Genomic DNA, 19,094 nt, shown 5'->3' on the forward strand with positions numbered 1-19,094 from the left:
CATCCACCTGGGCCGCCGCAAAAGAAAACGCCCCGGAATTCCGGGGCGTTTTCTTTGTACGGATGTGCAGCCTCCTCAGCTGGCGGCTTCACGCACCGCAGCGGACAAGCGGTCCAGCGTCTGCTGCATCAGCGTGGCGTCATCGGCTTCCACGGTGACCCGCACCACCGGCTCGGTACCGGACGGACGCAGGAACGCGCGGCCACGGCCGGCGACGGCCTGCTGCGCCACAGCCAGCGCGGACTGCACGCTTTCGGACTGCACCGTGGCCTTGGCCGAGACATTGCCCAGGCGCACGTTGACGGTCTTCTGCGGCACCCGTACCAGGCCCTTCAGTGCCTGGCGCAGGGTCTGCCCACTGTTGCGCAGCGCGACCAGCACCTGCAGGGCACTGACGATGCCATCACCGGTGGTGGCCCGGTCCAGGCACAGCAGATGGCCCGAGGCTTCACCACCGAGTACGCCGCCGCCTTCGACCAATGCCTGGTGCACGTAGCGGTCACCGACGTTGCTGCGCACGAACGGGATCTGCAGATCAGCGAAGGCCTTCTCCACGCCATAGTTGCTCATCAGCGTGCCGACCACCGGGCCGCGCAGGCGGCCTTCGTCCTTCCAGGCGCGGGCCAGGATGTACAGCAGGTCATCGCCGTCGACCGGGTTGCCCTGGTCGTCGGCCATCAGCACACGGTCGCCATCACCATCGAAGGCGATGCCGAGATCGGCGCGGGTCTCGCGGACCTTGGCCGCCAGGTTGTCGATATGGGTGGAGCCCACGCCTGCGTTGATGTTGACGCCATTCGGCTCGGCGCCGATGCCGATCACTTCGGCACCCAGTTCGCGGAACAGCAGCGGTGCGATCTGGTAGGTGGCGCCGTGTGCGCAATCCAGCACCAGGCGCACGCCACGCAGGTCGAACGCGCGCGGCACGCTGGCCTTGCAGAACTCGATGTAGCGGCCGACCGCTTCGCGCGCGCGCGACGCCTTGCCCAGCTTCTCCGATTCGGCGGTGGTGAACGGAATGTCCAGCGCTGCTTCCAGGGCCAGCTCGGTGGCATCGTCGAGCTTCTCGCCCTGGGCGGAGAAGAACTTGATGCCGTTGTCGTAGTGCGGGTTGTGCGAGGCGCTGATGACGATGCCGGCGTCCACGCCCAGCGTACGGGTCAGGAACGCCACCGCCGGGGTCGGCATCGGGCCGAGCAGCTGCACGTCGGCACCTGCGGCCACCAGCCCGGCTTCCAGCGCCGCTTCGAACATGTAACCGGAAATGCGGGTGTCCTTGCCGATCACCACGATCGGCCGGCGCCCGTCCTGGCCGCGCTGGGCGACCAGGACACGGCCCAGGGCGTTGCCCAGGCGCAGCACGAAGTCGGCCGAGATCACGCCCTGGCCGACGCGTCCACGGATGCCATCAGTACCGAAGTACTTGCGGCCTCCCATCAAGCCACCTCCGGCGCCGGCTGACGGCCCAGCATCGCCAGCAGATCGGACAGGCGGTCGCGCATTTCGCGGCGGTCACAGATCTGATCGATGGCACCGTGCTCCAGCAGGAACTCCGAACGCTGGAAGCCTTCCGGCAGCTTCTCGCGCACGGTCTGCTCGATCACGCGCGGGCCGGCGAAGCCGATCAGCGCCTGCGGTTCGGCGATGTTGATGTCGCCCAGCATCGCGAACGAGGCCGACACGCCACCGGTGGTCGGATGGGTCAGCACCGAGATGTACGGCAGGCCGGCTTCACGCAGCTTGCCCAGCGCGGCCGAGGTCTTGGCCATCTGCATCAGCGAGAACAGGCCTTCCTGCATGCGCGCGCCGCCACTCTGCGAGAAGCACACGTACGGGGCACCGATCTCGACCGCGGTTTCGGCGGCCAGCGCGAAACGCTCACCCACCACCGAGCCCATCGAGCCCCCCATGAAGGCGAAGTCGAACGACGAGGCGACCAGCGCACGGCCCTTGAGCAGGCCGCGCATGGCGATCAGCGCGTCATATTCGCCGGTGTTCTTCTGCGCGATCTTGATGCGCTCGCTGTACTTCTTCTGGTCCTTGAACTTGAGCAGGTCGGTCGGCCCCAGGCGCGCACCGATCTCGGTGGTGCTGTCGGCGTCGAACAGGGCGGCCAGGCGCGCACGCGCACGGATCGCCATGTGGTGGCCGCACTTCGGGCAGACCTCCAGATTCTCTTCCAGTTCCGGACGGTACAACGCGCTGCCGCAGTTGCTGCACTTTTCCCACAGGCCCTCGGGGACACTGCGCTTCTTGCTGGGGGTGTTGTCGGTGCGGATGCCGGACGGCATCAACTTGCTGAGCCAACTCATGCGGGAGGACACTTCCGTTCAGGGCGGCCCAAGGGCCGCAAAGGCGGACAGTCTAGCTCCGCTTTCCCCGCCCGTGCACCCCCTTGCCGGCCACGGGGCAGCCGGAAAAAACCATGCTGGGACGTACGTTTAGGTGCTGGGTCATGCCGGCCGCTGGCCGGCAACCCCTACGTGCAGCCCCATGGGTAGTGCCGGCCGCTGGCCGGCAGCCCTTGCATGTGGCCGTCAGGAAGATGCCGGCCAGCGGCCGGCACGACCGTTACGCGTCCAGCGCCTGCCTTAGCGGGGCCAGGAAGGCTCCAGCACGCTGCGCGGCCTCTTCAGCCGAGCCCGCTTCGGCCAGCACCGCCACCAGTGCACTGCCGACCACCACGCCATCGGCCTGGCGCGCCATCGCCGCCGCACTGGCGGCATCCTTGATGCCGAAGCCGGCCACCACCGGCACCGAAGCGCGCGCGCGCAGGGCCTGCAGGCGGGCGCTGGCGGCATCACTGTCCAGCCGCTCGGACGCGCCGGTGACACCGGCAAAGCTGACGTAGTAGAGGTAGCCACGGGCCAGTGCCAGCAGCTTGTCGGCCCGCGCTTCACTGGTGGTCGGCGACGCCAGCAGGACCAGTGCCAGGCCCGCTGCATCAAAGGCCTGCTGCGCTTCGCCGGCTTCTTCCGGTGGCAGGTCGACCAGCAGAACGCCGTCCACACCTGCCTCCACCGCTGCCGTTGCGAAGGCCGCGTAGCCATGGATCTCCACCGGATTCAGGTAGCCCATCAACACCACCGGCGTCTGCGCGTCACGCTCGCGGAACTGCGCCACGGCCTGCAGCACGTAGCGGCTGCCCGCCCCGCGAGCCAGCGCGCGCTCGGAGCTGCGCTGGATGGTCGGACCGTCGGCCATCGGGTCGGAAAACGGCACGCCCAGTTCGATCACGTCGGCACCGGCATCGACCAGCGCGTGCATGACCGGCACGGTGGCCTCCAGCGAGGGATCACCGGCAGTGATGAAGGGAATCAGCGCCTTGCGCTGCTGCTCACGCAGTCGCTGGAAACAGGCATCGAGTCGGGATACAGGCATCTCAGGCACATCCTTCAATCAGTTCAATCGCATCGCTGGTCCCCCAGTACATCCGGGTGACCTTCCCTTCAAACAGTTCCAGGCGGATGCCCAGGTCCGAACCCGGGTCCTGCCAGGTGAGGTACTCGCCCTGGTCACCGTCGTAGGCATGTGGGCTGGACACCGGCGGTTTCGGGAACTGGGCCATGGCCTGGGCACGGGTCATGCCGATGCGCAGGCCGAACGGCCCCGGCTGTTCAACCGGCAGTTCCGGCTCATCGCCCGGCTTCAGATCAAAACGGACCACGCGGTCGTCGTCGGTCATCATCGACACGCCCGGCGGCAGCCCCTTGCCGTCGTAGTACTCGCAGTCGCCTTCGAAGAACTCCTTCGCGCCCTGCGCCTTCCAGGGACCCAGCGCCTTCAGGTCGGTCATGTGCTGGCCAACCAGCACGTCACCGGCATGATCCAGCGCCACCGAAGCCACCGCGGGCGCGTCATCGCCGCTCGTCCCTTCTTCGGAGGGGGCATCGACAATGGGCGTACGCGCCATCGGGTCAAGATCATCATTGGCGGCCTGCTGCACAGGCTGCGTGGTGGCCTTGGCGGCCGGTGCCAGCACCGGCGGCTCCGGCGGCTGGCACGCGGCCAGGCCCAGTGCCAGCAGCAGCACGCCACTGTTCCGCAGCAGCGCGCTCACAGCACCAGCCCTTCGCGCGCGGCGATGGTGTGCACGTCCTTGTCGCCACGGCCGGACAGATTGCAGAGGACGATCTGGTCACGCGGACGACCGCGCGCCAGCTTGATCGCCTGCGCCAACGCATGGCTGGACTCCAGTGCCGGCAGGATGCCTTCGGTATGCGCCAGCAGGTGGAAAGCCTGCAGGGCTTCCTCGTCGGTGATGCCGAGGTACCGTGCGCGACCGGTATCGGCCAGGAACGCGTGCTCCGGGCCGACGCCCGGGTAGTCCAGGCCGGCCGACACCGAGTGGGTCTCGATGATCTGGCCGTCGTCGTCGCACAGCACATAGGTACGGTTGCCGTGCAGCACGCCGGGGCGACCCGCCGCGATGGAGGCGGCATGGCGACCGGTGCTGATGCCATCACCGGCGGCTTCGGCGCCGACGATCTCGACCTGGCGATCGTTGAGGAAGGCATGGAACAGGCCGATGGCATTGCTGCCGCCGCCGACGCAGGCGGTGATCGCATCCGGCAGGCGACCGTACTCGGCCAGCATCTGCTCACGCGCTTCGCGGCCGACGATGGCATTGAAGTCACGAACCATGCGCGGGTACGGATCCGGTCCGGCCACGGTGCCGATGATGTAGAAGGTGTCCTGCACGTTGGTCACCCAGTCGCGCATCGCTTCGTTGAGCGCGTCCTTCAGGGTGGCCGAGCCGGAAGTGACCGGTACCACCGTCGCGCCCAGCAGCTTCATGCGGTAAACGTTGATCTTCTGCCGCTCGATGTCGGTGGCACCCATGTACACCACGCATTCCAGGCCCAGGCGCGCAGCAACCGTCGCACTGGCCACGCCATGCTGGCCGGCACCGGTCTCGGCGATGATGCGCTTCTTGCCCATGCGCGCGGCCAGCAGCGCCTGGCCGATGGTGTTGTTGATCTTGTGCGCGCCAGTGTGGTTCAGGTCCTCGCGCTTGAGCAGGATCTGCGCGCCGCCGACGTGATCGCTCAGGCGCTGGGCGTGATAGATCGGGCTCGGCCGGCCCACGTAGTGCGCCAGATCGCGGTCATAGGCGGCCTGGAATTCGGGGTCTTGGCGGGCCTGGTCATAGGCCTGGGCCAGTTCCTGCAGCGGGCCGACCAGGGTTTCGGCAACGAAGCTGCCGCCGTAGCGGCCGAAGTGGCCCTGGGCATCCGGGAAGGCGTGGTAGTCGGCAATGGGGGAGGCAGACATGGATACGACCGATGATTCAGACAGGTGGATACTCTAGCGCACGGGTCGTGACCGGAAAATGGATATTATCTGGCGCATATCGTCAGGAAATCTCACATGATCCGTTCCCTGCTGCCTCCCCTCAATGCGCTGCGCGCGTTCGAAGCCACTGCCCGCCTTGGCGGCGTTGGGCGCGCCGCACAGGACCTGCACGTCACCCACGGCGCGGTCAGCCGGCAACTGAAGCTGCTGGAGGATCATCTGGGCCTGGCACTGTTCCAGCGTGCCGGCCGCGGGCTGCGCCTGACCGCTGCGGGCACCCGCCTGCAGGCAGCGTGCAGCGAGGCCTTCGGCGGGATCGAAGACTGCGTGCGCGAGCTGCGCCGGCCGGCGGCCTCCCCAGCACTGGTGCTGGGCTGCAGCGGCAGCGTACTGGCGCGCTGGATGATTCCGCGCCTGCCCGTGCTGCAGGCCGCCCTGCCCGGCGTGCGCCTGCAGTGGTCGGCGCTGGATGGCAGTTTCACCGAAGCGCAGGCGGCGCTGGATGCCGTGCTGCTGCTGGCACAGGGTCCGTGGCCCCGGGGCTGGCAGGTGCGGGAGCTGGCGCCGGAACGGGTCGGCGTGGTGGTGGCGCCCTCGCATCCGGCGGCGCAGCGCCTGCGCCATGTACCGCCCTCGGCACTGCTGCAGGAGACGCTGTTGCACACCAGCTCACGGCCACAGGCGTGGCCGGCGTGGGCGCAGGCGCATGATCTGGACACCTCGAAGCTGCAGCTGGGCACCGCCTTCGAACACCTGTATTACCTGCTGGAGGCGGCAGTCGCCGGGCTGGGCCCGGCGATCGCGCCGGAGCCGCTGGTGGCCGAAGATCTGGCAGCAGGCCGGCTGGTCGCACCGTGGGGATTTACCGCCACCGGCGGCTTCTGGGTGCTGGCGCGGCCGGATGGCCCGGCCGATGCACGGGTGGACGCCCTGGCCGACTGGGCAGCAGCACAGCTGCGATGAGACAAGGCCCCGGGTGGCGTTCGCCCCCCGGAGCCGGCAACACAAGCCTCAGCGACCGCCCATCGCGACCCGCTGCTGCTCCTCATGCACCTGCTGCTGGTGCGGCGGTTCTGCCAGCAGCTTGGCACTGGTCTGCTCCAGCGGCGGCGGTGCCTGGGCCAGATCGACGGCGGTGCGGAAGCCCGGCGTCGTGCCCATCACGAACGCCTTGCCATCCTGCACCGTGATGCTCTGCAGCTTGTCGGCCGCGTCGATACCGTTCTGCTTTGCATGCAGGGTGATATTGGCTGCAGCCTCTTCGGAAAACACGCTGGGAAGCTTGCTGCGGACGGCGTTGTGCAGTGCGTGGTCCGGATGCGATGCATCGTTCAGCGACGGCCCCTTCGGTGCAGCCGCTGCAGGTTCATGGCCCGGCGCACGGCCCGCCGCCAATGCGGCAGCGGTCTGGCGACCGACAATTCCATCGGCCACCAGCCCCTGCTGTTTCTGCAACGCGATCACCGCCTCGCGGGTGTGGTCACCAAAACGGCCATCCTCTGACAACCGATGGCCCTGCGCATCACGCACACCGAGCTGGTTGAGGGTCTGCTGCAACGCCTGCACGTCGGCGCCACGCTGCCCCTGCTTCATCACCTCGCTGGCTGCCGCGTGTGATGCAGCCGGCTGCACGGCGGCGGCAGGCCGGGACAGCGCAGGTTCGCCATTGCCATGCAGCGGCGCGCGCACCTGGAATTCCGGTTTCGGTGTCAGCGCACCAACGATGCGGGTGCTTCCGCCATCCCAGTAACCGCCCGGCCGGATAGTGACTTCGGCCGGCCCGGTGCTTCCCTGCGAACCGATGAACTGGATGTTTCCCTGCGCGTCGTAGCCTTTGAAAATACCGACATGCTGGCCCTGCGACGAGGAGAACATCAGGATGTCGCCCTGCTTCAGCGATCCGTTCGGCTTGCGTGCTTCGGCAGCCGAGGTCACATCGAAATGCTCGCGAGCGTAAGCGGTGGTGTTCGCCCCATTGAACAGCGTCGAGGTAGTGAACCCCGCAGCGTTCTCGCCACGCACGTCGTAACCCGCGTTTTTCAGGCCGCGCCATACGAATGCCGAGCAATCCACGCCGAAGCGTCCGTCACCATCGAGGTCACGCTCCAGCCGGCTGCTGTCGCGACCGGGGCGCGGATGGTCCGGGCGCCCGTATTCGTACTGGCGGCCTGAGGCCATGAAATGCTGATAGGCCTCGTTGTAGAGCGCGGCACTGCCGACTGCAGCCGAAGCCTGTGCCGTCGCGGGCGCAGATGCCGAAGGCGTCTGTACCTGCGGTTGGGTCTGGGTCTGCACGGGCGCGGCCGCCTGTGTGCGCGTGGGTGGCTGCTGCGTGGCAACCTCACCTGGCTGCCAGCCCTCGAAACGGCGGATGCCGTCGGCCAGCACCTCACGCTCGCGCACGCTCATCTGGCCGACGGTTTTCGAGCGCAGGTCGACACCCTGGCGATCGCCTTCGGCATAGATGGTGGCGGCCTGCTCCTTGTGGTGGGTGGTGCCGCTGTAATCCTTCGTGGAGTAGCTCGGCAGCATTTCTTCCACGGTCTTGTCGCCGAAGCGGCGTTCGAGCAGCTGGATCTTCGCCACCCGGCCGGCTTCATAGCTTTCGAAAACCGCGTTGCCCCATTGGTCGAGATCGACCACGCCCTTGTAGCGCCCCTGCGCCGATTCCAGCGCCTGCTCGCGGGTACGGGGATTGGTCACCGTCTTGTCCGCGCTGCCGGCGAATTCAAACTTCAGATTGCCAGGATTGTTGTTGCGCCACGAGACGCTGCCACCTGATCGTTCGATGACACTGCCATCGTCCATTTCCAGCGTGCGCGTGGTACCTACGCTGCTGACCAGCCGGGTGATTTTTGGATCCGACATGAGCTGTTCCTTTGCCAGTGGTTGATTGGACCGCTCCCCTGGCGGTGGTTACATTCCGTTGGAAAACACGTCGAGCACGTCCGCACTGACCCAGCCCTGTGCGCAGTTCCCGGCGTAACGTCCCGGCGCCGCCGCATGGCAGGCCTCGCGCCCCGTGCTCGCCAGGCCAGTGATCGGCCTGTCGCCATAGGTGTCACACAACGTGTTGCCCTTGCACTTGCCGACCGTTGCTGCGGGAACCGCAACGACGTAATAGAACAGCGGATTCTGTCCGGTACGCCCGATACCCTGCACGCAGACCAGCTGCCCCTTCGACAGCTTCGCGGTCACGCTGGCCTTGCTGCCGGTGGATGGCACCGCATTCAACGTCTCCACGCCCTTGGCATCGGCTACGCCCGCGAAGAAGCCCTGGTCACCACAGTCCGGCGACAGTTCGACATCGTAGAAATCACCGCTGTCCACATCGCCGGCCGTGCAGCCGCTGCCCGTACTGGCGTTGCTGCATTTCACGCCACTGGCCTGGATCAGCGCCGCCAGGCCGTCGGCAGCCGGCGCTTCCGCCGGAACCGTGGCCGGTGCTGTGGCGGGTGCGGCTGCCGGTGTGGCAGCGGCCGGTGCCGATGCAGTCGGGGCGGTCGAGTCACCGGCCGCACACGCGCCCAAGGCAAGCAGCAGGCCGGGCACGACCGTCAGGCGGGCCAGGCGGATACGGGGGGAAGAGAGATGGGGCATATCCATTGCGTCCTCGTTCGAAAGGTAAGGCGTATCTCAGGGGCGCGGCCAGCGACACGCACACGGCATCGCACCCAGCCAAGTCAGGCTGGGCGCATTGTGTCCGATCAGATGTTCGGGGGGTGTCGACTTTTTGGCGCTGGAACCTGAATCACCCGAAAGTGAGATGCTCATCGCATTCAGCAGACGCCCGCCTTCATGGCACGGCACGCGACAGGCAAGAACACAGACCCGGCAGAATGCACCGTCGACGATGACGTTCCGGGTGCCCCCTCAGGGGGCGCGGATCACTCCAGAACGGTGCAATCCGCGCGACGCACTTCCTCGACGAAGGTGCGCATCTTGTAGCCGTCCTTGATGCCCGGCTCCAGTTCGATGCCGCTGGAGACGTCCACGCCCCAGGGCAGCGTCGCCAGCACGGCGTCGTACACGTTTTCCGGGTTCAGGCCGCCAGCCAGCAGGAACGGCCGGTGCAACCCGGTCGGAACGCGGCCCCAGTCGAAGGCCACGCCGGTGCCGCCGCCACCACCCGGCGCATGGCTGTCGAACAGGAAGCCGGCAGCGCTGGGGTAGCGCAGCTGCAGGGTGCGGGCGTTGACCTCTTCACGGCCGCCCATGGCGATCGCCTTCAGGTACGGCATGTTGAAGCTGCGGCAGAAGCTCTCGTCTTCCTCGCCGTGGAACTGCAGCAGGGTCGGCCGCACCGTACGCAGCACCTCGCGCACCTCTTCCTTGCTGTTGTTGCGGAACAGCGCCACCACATCGACCATCGGCGCGATCGCCTGGCGCATCGCGCGGGCCTCGGCCGGCGCGACCCGGCGGCTGCTCTCGCGGGCAAAGATGAAACCCACTGCGTCCACGCCCAGCTCACCGGCCAGGCGGACGTCGCCGGCACGGGTCATTCCACAGAACTTGATGCGCGTACGGTAGTAGGAACGGCTCATAGCGTGACCTCGGCGGGCAGATGCCAGTTGTCGGGGTACAGGGGCCCAAGGAACACCAGGCCCTGCGGCGGTGCGGTGGGACCAGCTACGGTGCGGTCGCGCCCGGCCAGCAGTTCGGCGATCCATTCCACCGGTTTTTCGCCGCTGCCCACCAGGATCAACGATCCGACGATATTGCGGACCATGTGATGAAGAAATGCATTGCCACGTACTGCGACTTCGATCACTTCGCCATGGCGGCTGACCTGCAACGACTGCAGTTCACGCCGCGCATGCAGCGCCTGGCACTGCACCGAACGGAACGCGCTGAAGTCGTTCTCGCCAAGCAGGGCCTGGCCGGCAACGTGCATCAGGGTCTCGTCCAGCGCCCGGCGCTCCCAGCTCAGGGTCTGCCGGTCCAGCGCCGGCCGTACCTCGCGGTTGAGCAGCCGATAGCGGTAGCGGCGTGCACGTGCGGAGAAGCGGGCGTGGAAATCATCGGTCACCGGCACGCACCAGCGCACCGCGATCGAGCGCGGCAGGCGGGTGGTGGTGCCGAGCATCCAGGCGCGCGGATCGCGCACCACGTCGGTATCGAAATGCACGACCTGGCACTGGCCATGCACGCCGGCATCGGTGCGGCCGGCGCAGACCACCTGCAGCGGCGCATCAGCCACCGATGACAGGGCCTGCTCGAGGCTGGCCTGCACGCTGGGACCACCCTCGCCCAGGTTCTGCCAGCCCCTGAAATCGCTGCCGTCGTACTCGACGCCAAGCGCATAACGCATGTGCTACCTCGATGTTGCGGATGGGGCGGCGCTCAGGCCGGATCGCGTTCGGACCAGACCGCCAGTTCGTTGCCACCGGGCTCGACGAACTGGAAGCGGCTGCCACCGGGGAAGGAAAACACCGGGCGCACGATCTCGCCGCCGGCCTCGCGCACGGCGGCCTCGACCGGTGCCAGTGCGTCGGCATACAGCACCAGCAGCGGTGCGCCGCTGTCGCTGGCCCGCTGCGGCTGGCCACGGAAGAAGCCGCCCTGCAGGCGGCCATCGTCGAACGCCGTGTAGTCGCTGCCGTAATCGACGAACGACCAGTCGAACACCTTCTCGAAGAAGGCACGGCTGGCGGCCGGGTCGCTGGACGCGAATTCAACGTAGTCGATGCGGCGTTCGCGGCTCATGGCAAGGTCCTTGTCGGCAGGTTCGGTCACGGCAGGCGGGCCAGCAGTTCGCGGGCCTGGGCCTGGCTGTGCAGGTCACCGCCTTCGGCGACTTCCAGCAACAGGGTGCGCGCAGTCTGCGCGTCGCCCAGATCGAGGTAGGCAATGGCCAGTTCCAGGCGCTCCTGGCCGGCACGGGGCGACCAGCCCGCGTCGCCGGCAGGCGCGGCCGCGCTCGGCGCGATATCGTCCGAATGAGAGGCCTCGACGCTGCCATGGTCGATGCCGTCGATGGCTTCGGGATGAGCGGTATCCGCCGGAGCCTCGTTCTCATGCGCGTCGGCCGGCAGATCGAACACTCCGCGGAACTGCGGCTGCTGTTCGGCATGCAGTGCGTAGTCCGGCACCGCCACTTCGGCCGGCGCCTGCGATACAACGCGCTCGTCCTGCAGCGGCTCGGCGACGACAACCTCGTCACCGGTGGTTGCGGAATCGTCCCAGCGCGGCAGATCGGTCACCGCTTCGGGCAATGCCACCGCGTCCTCTTCGCGCAGCGTTTCGGCCTGCCAGTCGGCCCGCACCGCGTGCGCGGCGACGGGTTCGGCGACCACCACGTCGTGTACTTCGGTTTCGGTCGCCCAGGCAGGCATCGCCGGTTCCTGGCGGCCGTTGTCGACAACAGCCGACGACCACGAGGACTGCTCGGCCAGCGTATCCAGCGCCGCACCTGCCGGCACCGCTGCGGTGAGGCCGGCGGCATCGTCTTCCTCACGCAGCGGCGGCAGCGGCGACGGCTTGCGACGACGCAGCAGCCAGGCCGCGCCCGCCGCCAACAGCAACACCGGCAGCCCCAGCCAGTACCACGGCGTTGCCGCATCGCGGGTATCCGGTGCCTGCGCCAGGCGCTGCTGCGCGGCGGCCAGGTCGTTGTCCTTCATCGCGATCAGCGACTGCTGCTGCTCCTTGAGCTTTTCCAGGTCGGCCACGCGCTGCTTCAGCTCGCCGATCTCGGCATCGCGGGTGGCGATGTCCTCACGCGCCTGGCGCAGTTGTTCGTTGCCCAGCATGTCACCCTCGCTGCCGGCAGCAGTGCCGGTGGTTGTGCCCGCGTGCGCGGCGTCGGACGCCAGCGCCGGAGCGATCTCAAGTCGTGCCCCACTGGCTGCAGCCGGGGAAGAAGCATTCGTGGCTGCCGCCTTGGCAGCCGGTGCGACCATGCCCGCCGGTTGCGGCACGGTACGCGCCTGCCGCCATTGCGCGGCGTGCTCGCGCACGAGCGTCGCCGCTTCGGCAGCGTCGACCGCAGCAAGCGCATCGCTGCCGGGCATGCGCAGCACCGCACCCTGCTTGAGCAGGTTGACGTTGCCCCGGATGAAGGCTTCGGGATTGGCACGCAGCAGGGCGATCATCGCGCGATCGCGACTGACCTGGTTGCCACGTGCCACCGCACTGGCGATCTGCGACAGGGTCTGCCCACGCTGCACGGTGATGCTGCCATCGGCCGCCGGTGCAGCGACCGGCGCGGAGGCCGCACGCGGGCGTGCCGGTGCAGGCGCCACTGCAGGTGCCGGCATAGTGGGCGTCTCTGCCGCCGGCACCGTTGCCGAAGCCGGTGCAGGTTCGCGCACGATGGTATTGGAGAGCGTGCCGGCCGGCGCGACGATCTCCGGCTCGGCCACGGCCAACGCACTGGGTGGCGCATCGACCAGCGCCGAGTACTCGCGCACCAGGCGGCCCTGGCCCCAGTCGGCCTCGATCAGGAAGCTCAGCGACGGCGTCTCCACCGGCGCCTGCGAGGTGACGCGCACCACCGCCCTGCCCTGCGTGTCGCGGGTCAGTTCGAACTGCAGTTCACTGACCAGTCCGGTTGGCCGCTGCAGGCCGACACGTTCGAAGGTGACCGGTGAGGCCAGCGCCACGCGCAGGTTTTCCAGCTCGGACGGGTCCGCCGAGACCACGGGGATTTCGGCCAGCAGGGGCTGGCCCGGCTTGGACAGGACCCGGATGTCGCCCAACCCCAGGGCGAGCGCCGAACTGCTGGCCAGGGCAAGCAGTGCGGCGGACAGATAGGTGAGCGGGCGCTTTGCGCCCTTGGCCCGTTTATTCATGGGCGACACTATAAAGCGTGCGGACCGGGGTCCGCACCCACCGATGGGAGCCCTTCGGTAGTGCCGGCCGCTGGCCGGCATACACGCACGCCCCCATCACGGCAATGCCGGCCAGCGGCCGGCACTACCGGTGAGGCAACCGCTGTGATCAGCGCTGCTCAGCGGCGACCAGCTCGGCCAGCTGCACGGCATTCAACGCCGCGCCCTTGCGCACGTTGTCCGACACGATCCACAGGTTCAGGCCGCGCGGGTGCGACAGGTCCTCGCGGATGCGGCCGACGTACACCGCGTCGGTGCCCGAGGCGTGGGTGACCGGGGTCGGGTAACCACCGGCCTCGTGACGGTCCACCACTTCGATGCCCGGCGACTGCTCCAGCAGCGCGCGCGCTTCGGCGACGGTGACCTTGTCGCGGGTCTCGATCGCCACCGACTCGGAGTGGCCGTAGAACACCGGCACGCGCACCGCAGTCGGGTTCACCAGGATGCTGTCGTCGCCGAGGATCTTGCGGGTTTCCCAGATCAGCTTCATCTCTTCCTTGGTGAAGCCGTTGTCCTGGAAGTCGTCGATGTGCGGGATCAGGTTGAAGGCGATCTGCACCGGGAAGCGCTGCGGATCGATTTCCTGGAAGCTCAGCAGCTGGCCGGTCTGCTTGCCCAGTTCCTCGGTAGCCGAACGGCCGCCGCCGGACACCGACTGGTAGGTGGAGACGTTGATACGCTCGATGCCGTACTTGCGGTGCAGCGGCGCCAACGCCACCAGCATCTGCATGGTCGAGCAGTTCGGGTTGGCGATGATGCCGCGCGGACGGTTGGCGACCTGCTCCGGGTTGACCTCGGACACCACCAGCGGCACGTCATCGTCGTAACGGAAGGCTGAGGAGTTGTCGATCACCACTGCACCCGCTGCGGCGAACTTCGGTGCGTATTCCTTCGACACGCTGCCGCCGGCCGAGAACAGGGCGATCTCGACGCCGCTCGGATCAAAGGTGGCCAGGTCCTGGACCTTGACCTTCTGGCCGTTGAACTCGATCTCGCCGCCGGCCGAACGCTCGGAAGCGAGAACGCTCAGGGTACCGACCGGGAAATCACGCTCGGCCAGGATCGACAACATGGTCTCGCCGACGGCGCCGGTGGCACCGACGACGGCGACGTGGAAACTGCGCTGTGCATTGCTCATGGGGGAAACTCTCACGAAAACGGGGATGGGGAAAAAACACGCACGACAGCTGGGTTCGGGGAACCTCCTCAAGCGGGGCGCGCGGAGGTTCCCTATCGTTTCCCGGTTTTTTTGCCCAGAGTCACGCGCGCGGCCATCGCCGCATCAGCGTTGATCGCGCTCGGCATGCGCGACGGGCCGCCGTCCAGGCCGAGCCCGGCAACCAGATTATCCACGGCCAGCTGTACCATCGCCGTGCGCGTGGCCAGCGAGGCGCTGCCGATGTGCGGAGTGAGCACCACGTTGCGCAGTGCCAACAGCTCCGGGCGCACCTTCGGCTCGCCTTCGTACACATCCAGACCCGCTGCAGCAAGGCGACCGTTGGCCAACGCATCGGCCAGCGCGATCTCATCGACCAGGCCACCGCGGGCGATGTTCACCAGCGTTGCCGACGGCTTCATCTTCGCCAGCGCGGCGGCATCGATCAGGTGGTGCGAGGCCGGGGTATATGGCAGCACCAGCAGCAGGTGATCGGACTGTGCCAGCAGCGTGTCCAGGTCCACATAGGTGGCGCCCACTTCCGCCTCGGTCGCGGCCGGCAGCTGTGAGCGGTTGTGGTACAGCACCTTCATGCCGAAACCATGCGCGCCGCGGCGGGCGATACCCTGGCCGATGCGGCCCATGCCGAGGATGCCCAGCGTGCTGCCGTGGATGTCGGCACCGAGCATGGTCTGGAACGACCACTGCTGCCACTGGCCTTCGCGCAGCCAGCGCTCGGATTCAGTGATGCGGCGCGCGGTGGCCATCAGCAGCGCGAAGCCGAGATCGGCGGTGGTTTCGGTCAGGACGTCCGGCGTGTTGCTGGCCAGGATGCCGGCCGCGCTGAGCGCGTCGACATCCAGGTTGTTGTAGCCGACACCGACATTGGCGATCACCTGCAGCTGCGTGGCATCGGCCACCTGGGCCGCGCCGATGCGCTCGTTGAGGGTGATGATCGCGCCGTCGGCGCTGGCCAGCTGTTCGGCGATCTGGTCAGGCGACCAGGCGGTGACGGTGTCGGTGCCGCGCAGCTGCACGCGATCGCGCAGCGGTGCGATGGCCGCGTCGATCAGCGGCTGGCTCACCCACACGGTCGGCCGCGTGTCAGCCATCGATCTGCCCGGGAATGCGCGGGGTGATCGTGCCGACATCGCCGCACTGCGCGCGATGGCGCAGCGCCTGGTCCATCAGCACCATCGCCACCATCGCCTCGGCGATCGGGGTGGCACGGATGCCGACGCAGGGATCATGGCGGCCGGTGGTGACCACCTCGACCACATTGCCGGCCGTGTCCAGCGACGGGCCCGGCAGGCGCAGGCTGGAAGTCGGCTTCAACGCGATCGAGGCGACCACCGGCTGGCCAGTGGAAATGCCACCGAGGATGCCGCCGGCATGGTTGCTGGCGAAGCCCTGCGGGGTCAGCAGGTCGCGATGTTCGGTGCCCTTCTGTGCGGCGCTGGCGAAACCGTCGCCGATCTCCACGCCCTTCACCGCGTTGATGCTCATCAGCGCGGCGGCCAGTTCGCCATCAAGCTTGCCGTAGATCGGCTCGCCCCAGCCCGGCGGTACGTTGTCGGCCACCACGTCCACGCGCGCACCGACCGAATCACCGGACTTGCGCAGCGCATCCATGTACGCCTCCAGCTCGGGCACCTGTGCGGCGTGCGGCCAGAAGAACGGGTTGTCCTCCACCGCCGACCAGTCGAAACCGCCCGGGGTGATGTCGCCCAGCTGCGACAGGTAGCCGCGCACGGTCACGCCGAAGCGTTCGGCCAACCACTTCTTGGCAACCACGCCGGCAGCCACGCGCATGGTGGTCTCGCGCGCCGAGGAACGGCCACCACCGCGCGGGTCGCGGATGCCGTACTTGTGCCAGTAGCTGTAGTCGGCATGACCCGGCCGGAACTGCTGGCCGATGTTCGCGTAGTCCTTGCTGCGCTGGTCGGTGTTGCGGATCAGCAGGGCGATCGGCGTGCCGGTGGTCAGGCCCTCGTACACGCCCGACAGGATCTCGACCTCATCGGCCTCGCGGCGCGCCGAGGTGTGCCGGCTCTTGCCGGTAGCGCGACGCTGCAGGTCGTGGGCGAATTCGGCCGCGTCCAGCGCCAGCCCCGGCGGGCAGCCATCGATCACGCAGCCGATGGCCGGCCCGTGCGACTCGCCGAACGTGGTGACGGTGAACAGCTTGCCGAACGAATTGGAACTCACGGGCGCTGCGCCGCCAGTTCGGTGATGCGCGCGCTGTGCGCGATCAGCTCGCGGCATTCGACCGCGAAGATGCCCATCTGGCCGACCTTGAATTCGATCCAGGCGAAGTCGACTTCCGGCAGCAGCTTGACCAGATGCTGTTCGGACTCGCCCACTTCACAGATCAGCAGACCGTCTTCGCTCAGGTGCAGCGGGGCGTCACGCAGGATCTTCAGCACCAGGTCCAGGCCATCGTCACCGGCACGCAGGCCCATCTCCGGCTCGTAGGAGTATTCCTGCGGCAGGGCATCGGTCTCGTCGTTGGTGACGTACGGGGGGTTGGTGACGATCAGGTCGTAGTGGCGGCCGGTCAGGCCGTTGAACAGGTCCGACTTGAGCAGGGTGACGTTGTGCGCCTGCAGGCGTTCCTTGTTCTCGGTGGCCAGCGACAGCGCATCATCGCTCAGGTCGACACCGTCCACTTCCCAGTTCGGGTAGTAGTGACCCATAGCGATGGCGATGCAGCCCGAACCGGTGCACAGGTCCAGCGCGCGGCTGACGTCACGGCCGGCCAGCCATGGCTCGAAGCCGCACTCGATCAGTTCAGCGATCGGCGAGCGCGGTACCAGGGCGCGCTTGTCGCTCTTGAAGCTCAGGCCGGCGAACCAGGCCTCACCGGTCAGGTAGGCGGCCGGGATGCGTTCGTCGATGCGACGCTGGAACAGCTCCAGCACGCGCAGCTTCTCCGCCTGCAGCAGGCGCGCCTGGCCATAGGCCGGGCCCAGATCGTGCGGCAGGTGCAGGCTGTGCAGCACCAGCTGGGTGGCCTCATCCAGCGCGTTGTCGTAGCTGTGCCCGAAGGTCAGTCCGGCTTCGTTGAAACGGCTGGTGCCGTAGCGGATCAGATCGATGATCGTGTGGAGTTCGGCGGCCGTTTCAGCGGTCATGGCGGTACTGCGGGCAAAGTGGCCCCCGATTATAGGGGCTGGCGCCCGCGGCGGCATCCGTTGCGGCAGAAACGATCGGGCCGCAGCCGGTATGATGGAGCCCACTTCGCGCGGGGGCTCCCATGTTCAATCGCAACGCCGGCATCATCCTGCTGATCGCCCTGGCGGCGGGTCTCGGCCTGCTGGCCGCCCAGCAGGTGTTCGCGCCGAAGCCGCCGGCCAATGCCCCGGCCACCGAAGCGATCACCCTGTACCCGCAGCCGCGCGAACTGCCCGACTTCAATCTGGCCCAGTCCGACGGCACCCGCCTGATACCGGGTGAGCTGAAGGGCCACTGGACCCTGGTGTTCCTGGGCTTCACCTTCTGCCCGGACGTCTGCCCGACCACCCTGGCCGAGCTGGCCGGCGCGCAGAACCAGTGGGAAGCCTTGCCCGACAGCCTGCGCCCGCGCGTGCTGTTCATCTCGGTCGACCCGGACCGCGACAGCGCCACCCGCCTCGGCGAGTACGTGCACGGCTTCCACAAGGACACCCTGGCCGCCACCGCCGACGTTCCCTCGCTGGAGCGCTTCGCCACCTCGCTGGGCTTCGTGTTCCAGAAGGTGCCGGGCAAGCACTTCGACGAGAACCCCGAGGATTACACCGTCGAGCATTCGGCCAGCCTGGCCGTGCTCGACCCGCAGGGCCGCCTTGCCGGCCTGGTGCGCCCCCCGTTCAATGCGCCGGCCATTGCCCGCGACCTGCAGAAGCTGACCGAGAAAACCGCCCCATGAGCCTCACCACCGCCCTGACGTACGCCCTGCCCCATCGCCTGCTGTCTTCGATGGCGCGCTCGCTGGCGTACTCGGACGATCCGCGCGTGTCGCGCTGGCTGATCGACACCGTCACCCGCAAGTTCAACGTCAACCTGGACGAAGCGGCCAACCCGGACCCGCGCAGCTATGCGACCTTCAACCAGTTCTTCACCCGCGCGCTGAAGCCGGGCGCGCGCGTGGCCGATGCCGATCCGCGCAGCCTGGTGATGCCGGCCGACGGCCGCATCAGCCAGCTCGGCAGGATCGAGGCCGGCCGCATTTTCCAGGCCAAGGGCCAGTCGTTCACCGCAGCCGAGCTGCTGGGCAGCGACGAAGATGCCAAGCCGTACAACGACGGCCTGTACGCCACCGTGTACCTGTCGCCGCGCGATTACCACCGCGTGCACATGCCGTGGACCGGCACCCTGCGTGAGACCGTGCACGTGCCGGGGCGCCTGTTCAGCGTCGGCCCGGCTGCGGTGAACGGGGTGCCGCGCCTGTTCGCGCGCAACGAGCGCCTGGTCTGCCACTTCGACACCAGCTTCGGGCCGATGGTCAGCGTGATGGTCGGTGCGCTGCTGGTGTCGGGCGTGGAAACCGTGTGGAGCGGCGAAGAGATCCCGGCCTACGGCGATCGCATCACCCGCAAGGACTACCGCGGCCAGGGCATCCAGCTGGAGCGCTTCGCCGAGATGGCGCGCTTCAACTACGGTTCGACCGTGATCGTGCTGCTGCCGCCGGGCGTGGCCGAGTTCGCCCAGCAGCTGGGCGCCGAAAGCCCGGTGCAGCTGGGCCAGGCGCTGGCGAAGCTGCGCTGACAAAAAGGGGACGGAGGGGATTAAGTCGTTTATGCATAAACGACTTAATCCCCTCCGTCCCCTTT

18 protein-coding genes are annotated in these 19,094 nt (G+C 67.8%); 3 read left to right on the forward strand and 15 right to left on the reverse strand.

Annotation, left to right across the window (positions count from 1 at the left end; translation table 11 throughout):
- Positions 1–75 precede the first annotated feature (75 nt).
- From glmM to trpB, 5 genes are all read right to left on the reverse strand, one after another.
- Positions 76–1,437 (reverse strand): phosphoglucosamine mutase, encoded by a 1,362-nt coding sequence (gene glmM, locus AC13GF_RS10140; RefSeq protein WP_010483073.1) that lies wholly within the window; start codon positions 1,435–1,437, stop codon positions 76–78.
- Complete coding sequence (accD, locus tag AC13GF_RS10145) at positions 1,437–2,312, reverse strand: acetyl-CoA carboxylase, carboxyltransferase subunit beta (RefSeq protein WP_005410473.1); 876 nt, start codon at positions 2,310–2,312, stop codon at positions 1,437–1,439. Before accD ends, glmM begins: the two co-directional genes overlap by 1 nt.
- Before the next feature lie 259 nt (positions 2,313–2,571).
- Complete coding sequence (trpA, locus tag AC13GF_RS10150) at positions 2,572–3,381, reverse strand: tryptophan synthase subunit alpha (RefSeq protein ID WP_126930020.1); 810 nt, start codon at positions 3,379–3,381, stop codon at positions 2,572–2,574.
- Position 3,382: 1 nt separating this feature from the next.
- Entirely contained in the window at positions 3,383–4,060 is a 678-nt protein-coding gene (locus tag AC13GF_RS10155; protein ID WP_010483068.1) for a hypothetical protein, read from the reverse strand.
- Positions 4,057–5,274: a tryptophan synthase subunit beta gene (gene trpB / locus AC13GF_RS10160; RefSeq protein ID WP_088026659.1), complete on the reverse strand. Its 1,218-nt coding sequence runs from the start codon at positions 5,272–5,274 to the stop codon at positions 4,057–4,059. The genes AC13GF_RS10155 and trpB overlap by 4 nt, the downstream gene beginning before the upstream one ends.
- Before the next feature lie 96 nt (positions 5,275–5,370).
- Here trpB and AC13GF_RS10165 point away from each other — a divergent pair, with 96 nt between their 5' ends.
- Positions 5,371–6,258, forward strand: coding sequence for a LysR family transcriptional regulator (locus AC13GF_RS10165; protein ID WP_483004521.1), 888 nt, complete (start codon positions 5,371–5,373; stop codon positions 6,256–6,258).
- Positions 6,259–6,306: 48 nt separating this feature from the next.
- Here the strand turns inward: AC13GF_RS10165 and AC13GF_RS10170 are convergent, their stop codons facing one another.
- The 10 genes from AC13GF_RS10170 to prmB all read right to left on the reverse strand — a co-directional run bounded on the left by AC13GF_RS10170 (position 6,307) and on the right by prmB (position 17,417).
- On the reverse strand, positions 6,307–8,163 hold the full coding sequence (locus AC13GF_RS10170) for a C40 family peptidase (protein ID WP_483004522.1): 1,857 nt from the start codon (positions 8,161–8,163) through the stop codon (positions 6,307–6,309).
- A gap of 48 nt (positions 8,164–8,211) precedes the next feature.
- Entirely contained in the window at positions 8,212–8,901 is a 690-nt protein-coding gene (locus AC13GF_RS10175; protein WP_483004523.1) for a hypothetical protein, read from the reverse strand.
- Positions 8,902–9,182: 281 nt separating this feature from the next.
- Positions 9,183–9,839 (reverse strand): phosphoribosylanthranilate isomerase, encoded by a 657-nt coding sequence (locus tag AC13GF_RS10180; protein ID WP_019660598.1) that lies wholly within the window; start codon positions 9,837–9,839, stop codon positions 9,183–9,185.
- Positions 9,836–10,606, reverse strand: a complete 771-nt coding sequence (gene truA, locus AC13GF_RS10185; RefSeq protein ID WP_483004524.1) for a tRNA pseudouridine(38-40) synthase TruA — start codon at positions 10,604–10,606, stop codon at positions 9,836–9,838. Before truA ends, AC13GF_RS10180 begins: the two co-directional genes overlap by 4 nt.
- Before the next feature lie 32 nt (positions 10,607–10,638).
- The gene (locus AC13GF_RS10190) at positions 10,639–11,001 is read right to left on the reverse strand and encodes a VOC family protein (protein ID WP_126930014.1); all 363 of its coding nucleotides are present in this window, start codon (positions 10,999–11,001) and stop codon (positions 10,639–10,641) included.
- A 26-nt stretch (positions 11,002–11,027) separates the two neighbouring features.
- Positions 11,028–13,088: a FimV/HubP family polar landmark protein gene (locus AC13GF_RS10195; RefSeq protein WP_483004525.1), complete on the reverse strand. Its 2,061-nt coding sequence runs from the start codon at positions 13,086–13,088 to the stop codon at positions 11,028–11,030.
- Between the two features lie 148 nt (positions 13,089–13,236).
- The gene (locus AC13GF_RS10200; protein ID WP_012511725.1) at positions 13,237–14,265 is read right to left on the reverse strand and encodes an aspartate-semialdehyde dehydrogenase; all 1,029 of its coding nucleotides are present in this window, start codon (positions 14,263–14,265) and stop codon (positions 13,237–13,239) included.
- Between the two features lie 92 nt (positions 14,266–14,357).
- Complete coding sequence (locus AC13GF_RS10205; protein ID WP_483004526.1) at positions 14,358–15,395, reverse strand: 2-hydroxyacid dehydrogenase; 1,038 nt, start codon at positions 15,393–15,395, stop codon at positions 14,358–14,360.
- Positions 15,388–16,491, reverse strand: a complete 1,104-nt coding sequence (aroC, locus tag AC13GF_RS10210; protein WP_133050378.1) for a chorismate synthase — start codon at positions 16,489–16,491, stop codon at positions 15,388–15,390. Before aroC ends, AC13GF_RS10205 begins: the two co-directional genes overlap by 8 nt.
- Positions 16,488–17,417: a 50S ribosomal protein L3 N(5)-glutamine methyltransferase gene (gene prmB / locus AC13GF_RS10215; protein ID WP_483004527.1), complete on the reverse strand. Its 930-nt coding sequence runs from the start codon at positions 17,415–17,417 to the stop codon at positions 16,488–16,490. The genes aroC and prmB overlap by 4 nt, the downstream gene beginning before the upstream one ends.
- Positions 17,418–17,539: 122 nt before the next feature.
- Here prmB and AC13GF_RS10220 point away from each other — a divergent pair, with 122 nt between their 5' ends.
- Positions 17,540–18,190, forward strand: coding sequence for an SCO family protein (locus tag AC13GF_RS10220; protein WP_006381470.1), 651 nt, complete (start codon positions 17,540–17,542; stop codon positions 18,188–18,190).
- Positions 18,187–19,029 carry an archaetidylserine decarboxylase gene (gene asd / locus AC13GF_RS10225; protein WP_483004528.1) on the forward strand — a complete coding sequence of 281 codons (843 nt, stop codon included), beginning with the start codon at positions 18,187–18,189 and terminating at the stop codon, positions 19,027–19,029. The genes AC13GF_RS10220 and asd overlap by 4 nt, the downstream gene beginning before the upstream one ends.
- Positions 19,030–19,094: the final 65 nt, after the last annotated feature.

Source organism: Stenotrophomonas sp. 22LJNL06-5-1, from assembly GCF_056861455.1.

Excerpts from the sequence above, each read along its gene's own strand:
- accD (WP_005410473.1), bottom strand. The coding sequence starts at position 2,312 with ATGAGTTGGCTCAGCAAGTTGATGCCGTCCGGCATCCGCACCGACAAC.
- AC13GF_RS10165 (WP_483004521.1), top strand. The coding sequence starts at position 5,371 with ATGATCCGTTCCCTGCTGCCTCCCCTCAATGCGCTGCGCGCGTTCGAA.
- AC13GF_RS10220 (WP_006381470.1), top strand. The coding sequence starts at position 17,540 with ATGTTCAATCGCAACGCCGGCATCATCCTGCTGATCGCCCTGGCGGCG.
- asd (WP_483004528.1), top strand. The coding sequence starts at position 18,187 with ATGAGCCTCACCACCGCCCTGACGTACGCCCTGCCCCATCGCCTGCTG.
- prmB (WP_483004527.1), bottom strand. The coding sequence starts at position 17,417 with ATGACCGCTGAAACGGCCGCCGAACTCCACACGATCATCGATCTGATC.
- AC13GF_RS10195 (WP_483004525.1), bottom strand. The coding sequence starts at position 13,088 with ATGAATAAACGGGCCAAGGGCGCAAAGCGCCCGCTCACCTATCTGTCC.
- trpA (WP_126930020.1), bottom strand. The coding sequence starts at position 3,381 with ATGCCTGTATCCCGACTCGATGCCTGTTTCCAGCGACTGCGTGAGCAG.
- AC13GF_RS10200 (WP_012511725.1), bottom strand. The coding sequence starts at position 14,265 with ATGAGCAATGCACAGCGCAGTTTCCACGTCGCCGTCGTCGGTGCCACC.
- AC13GF_RS10205 (WP_483004526.1), bottom strand. The coding sequence starts at position 15,395 with ATGGCTGACACGCGGCCGACCGTGTGGGTGAGCCAGCCGCTGATCGAC.
- truA (WP_483004524.1), bottom strand. The coding sequence starts at position 10,606 with ATGCGTTATGCGCTTGGCGTCGAGTACGACGGCAGCGATTTCAGGGGC.
- AC13GF_RS10175 (WP_483004523.1), bottom strand. The coding sequence starts at position 8,901 with ATGGATATGCCCCATCTCTCTTCCCCCCGTATCCGCCTGGCCCGCCTG.
- AC13GF_RS10180 (WP_019660598.1), bottom strand. The coding sequence starts at position 9,839 with ATGAGCCGTTCCTACTACCGTACGCGCATCAAGTTCTGTGGAATGACC.
- trpB (WP_088026659.1), bottom strand. The coding sequence starts at position 5,274 with ATGTCTGCCTCCCCCATTGCCGACTACCACGCCTTCCCGGATGCCCAG.
- AC13GF_RS10170 (WP_483004522.1), bottom strand. The coding sequence starts at position 8,163 with ATGTCGGATCCAAAAATCACCCGGCTGGTCAGCAGCGTAGGTACCACG.
- glmM (WP_010483073.1), bottom strand. The coding sequence starts at position 1,437 with ATGGGAGGCCGCAAGTACTTCGGTACTGATGGCATCCGTGGACGCGTC.
- AC13GF_RS10190 (WP_126930014.1), bottom strand. The coding sequence starts at position 11,001 with ATGAGCCGCGAACGCCGCATCGACTACGTTGAATTCGCGTCCAGCGAC.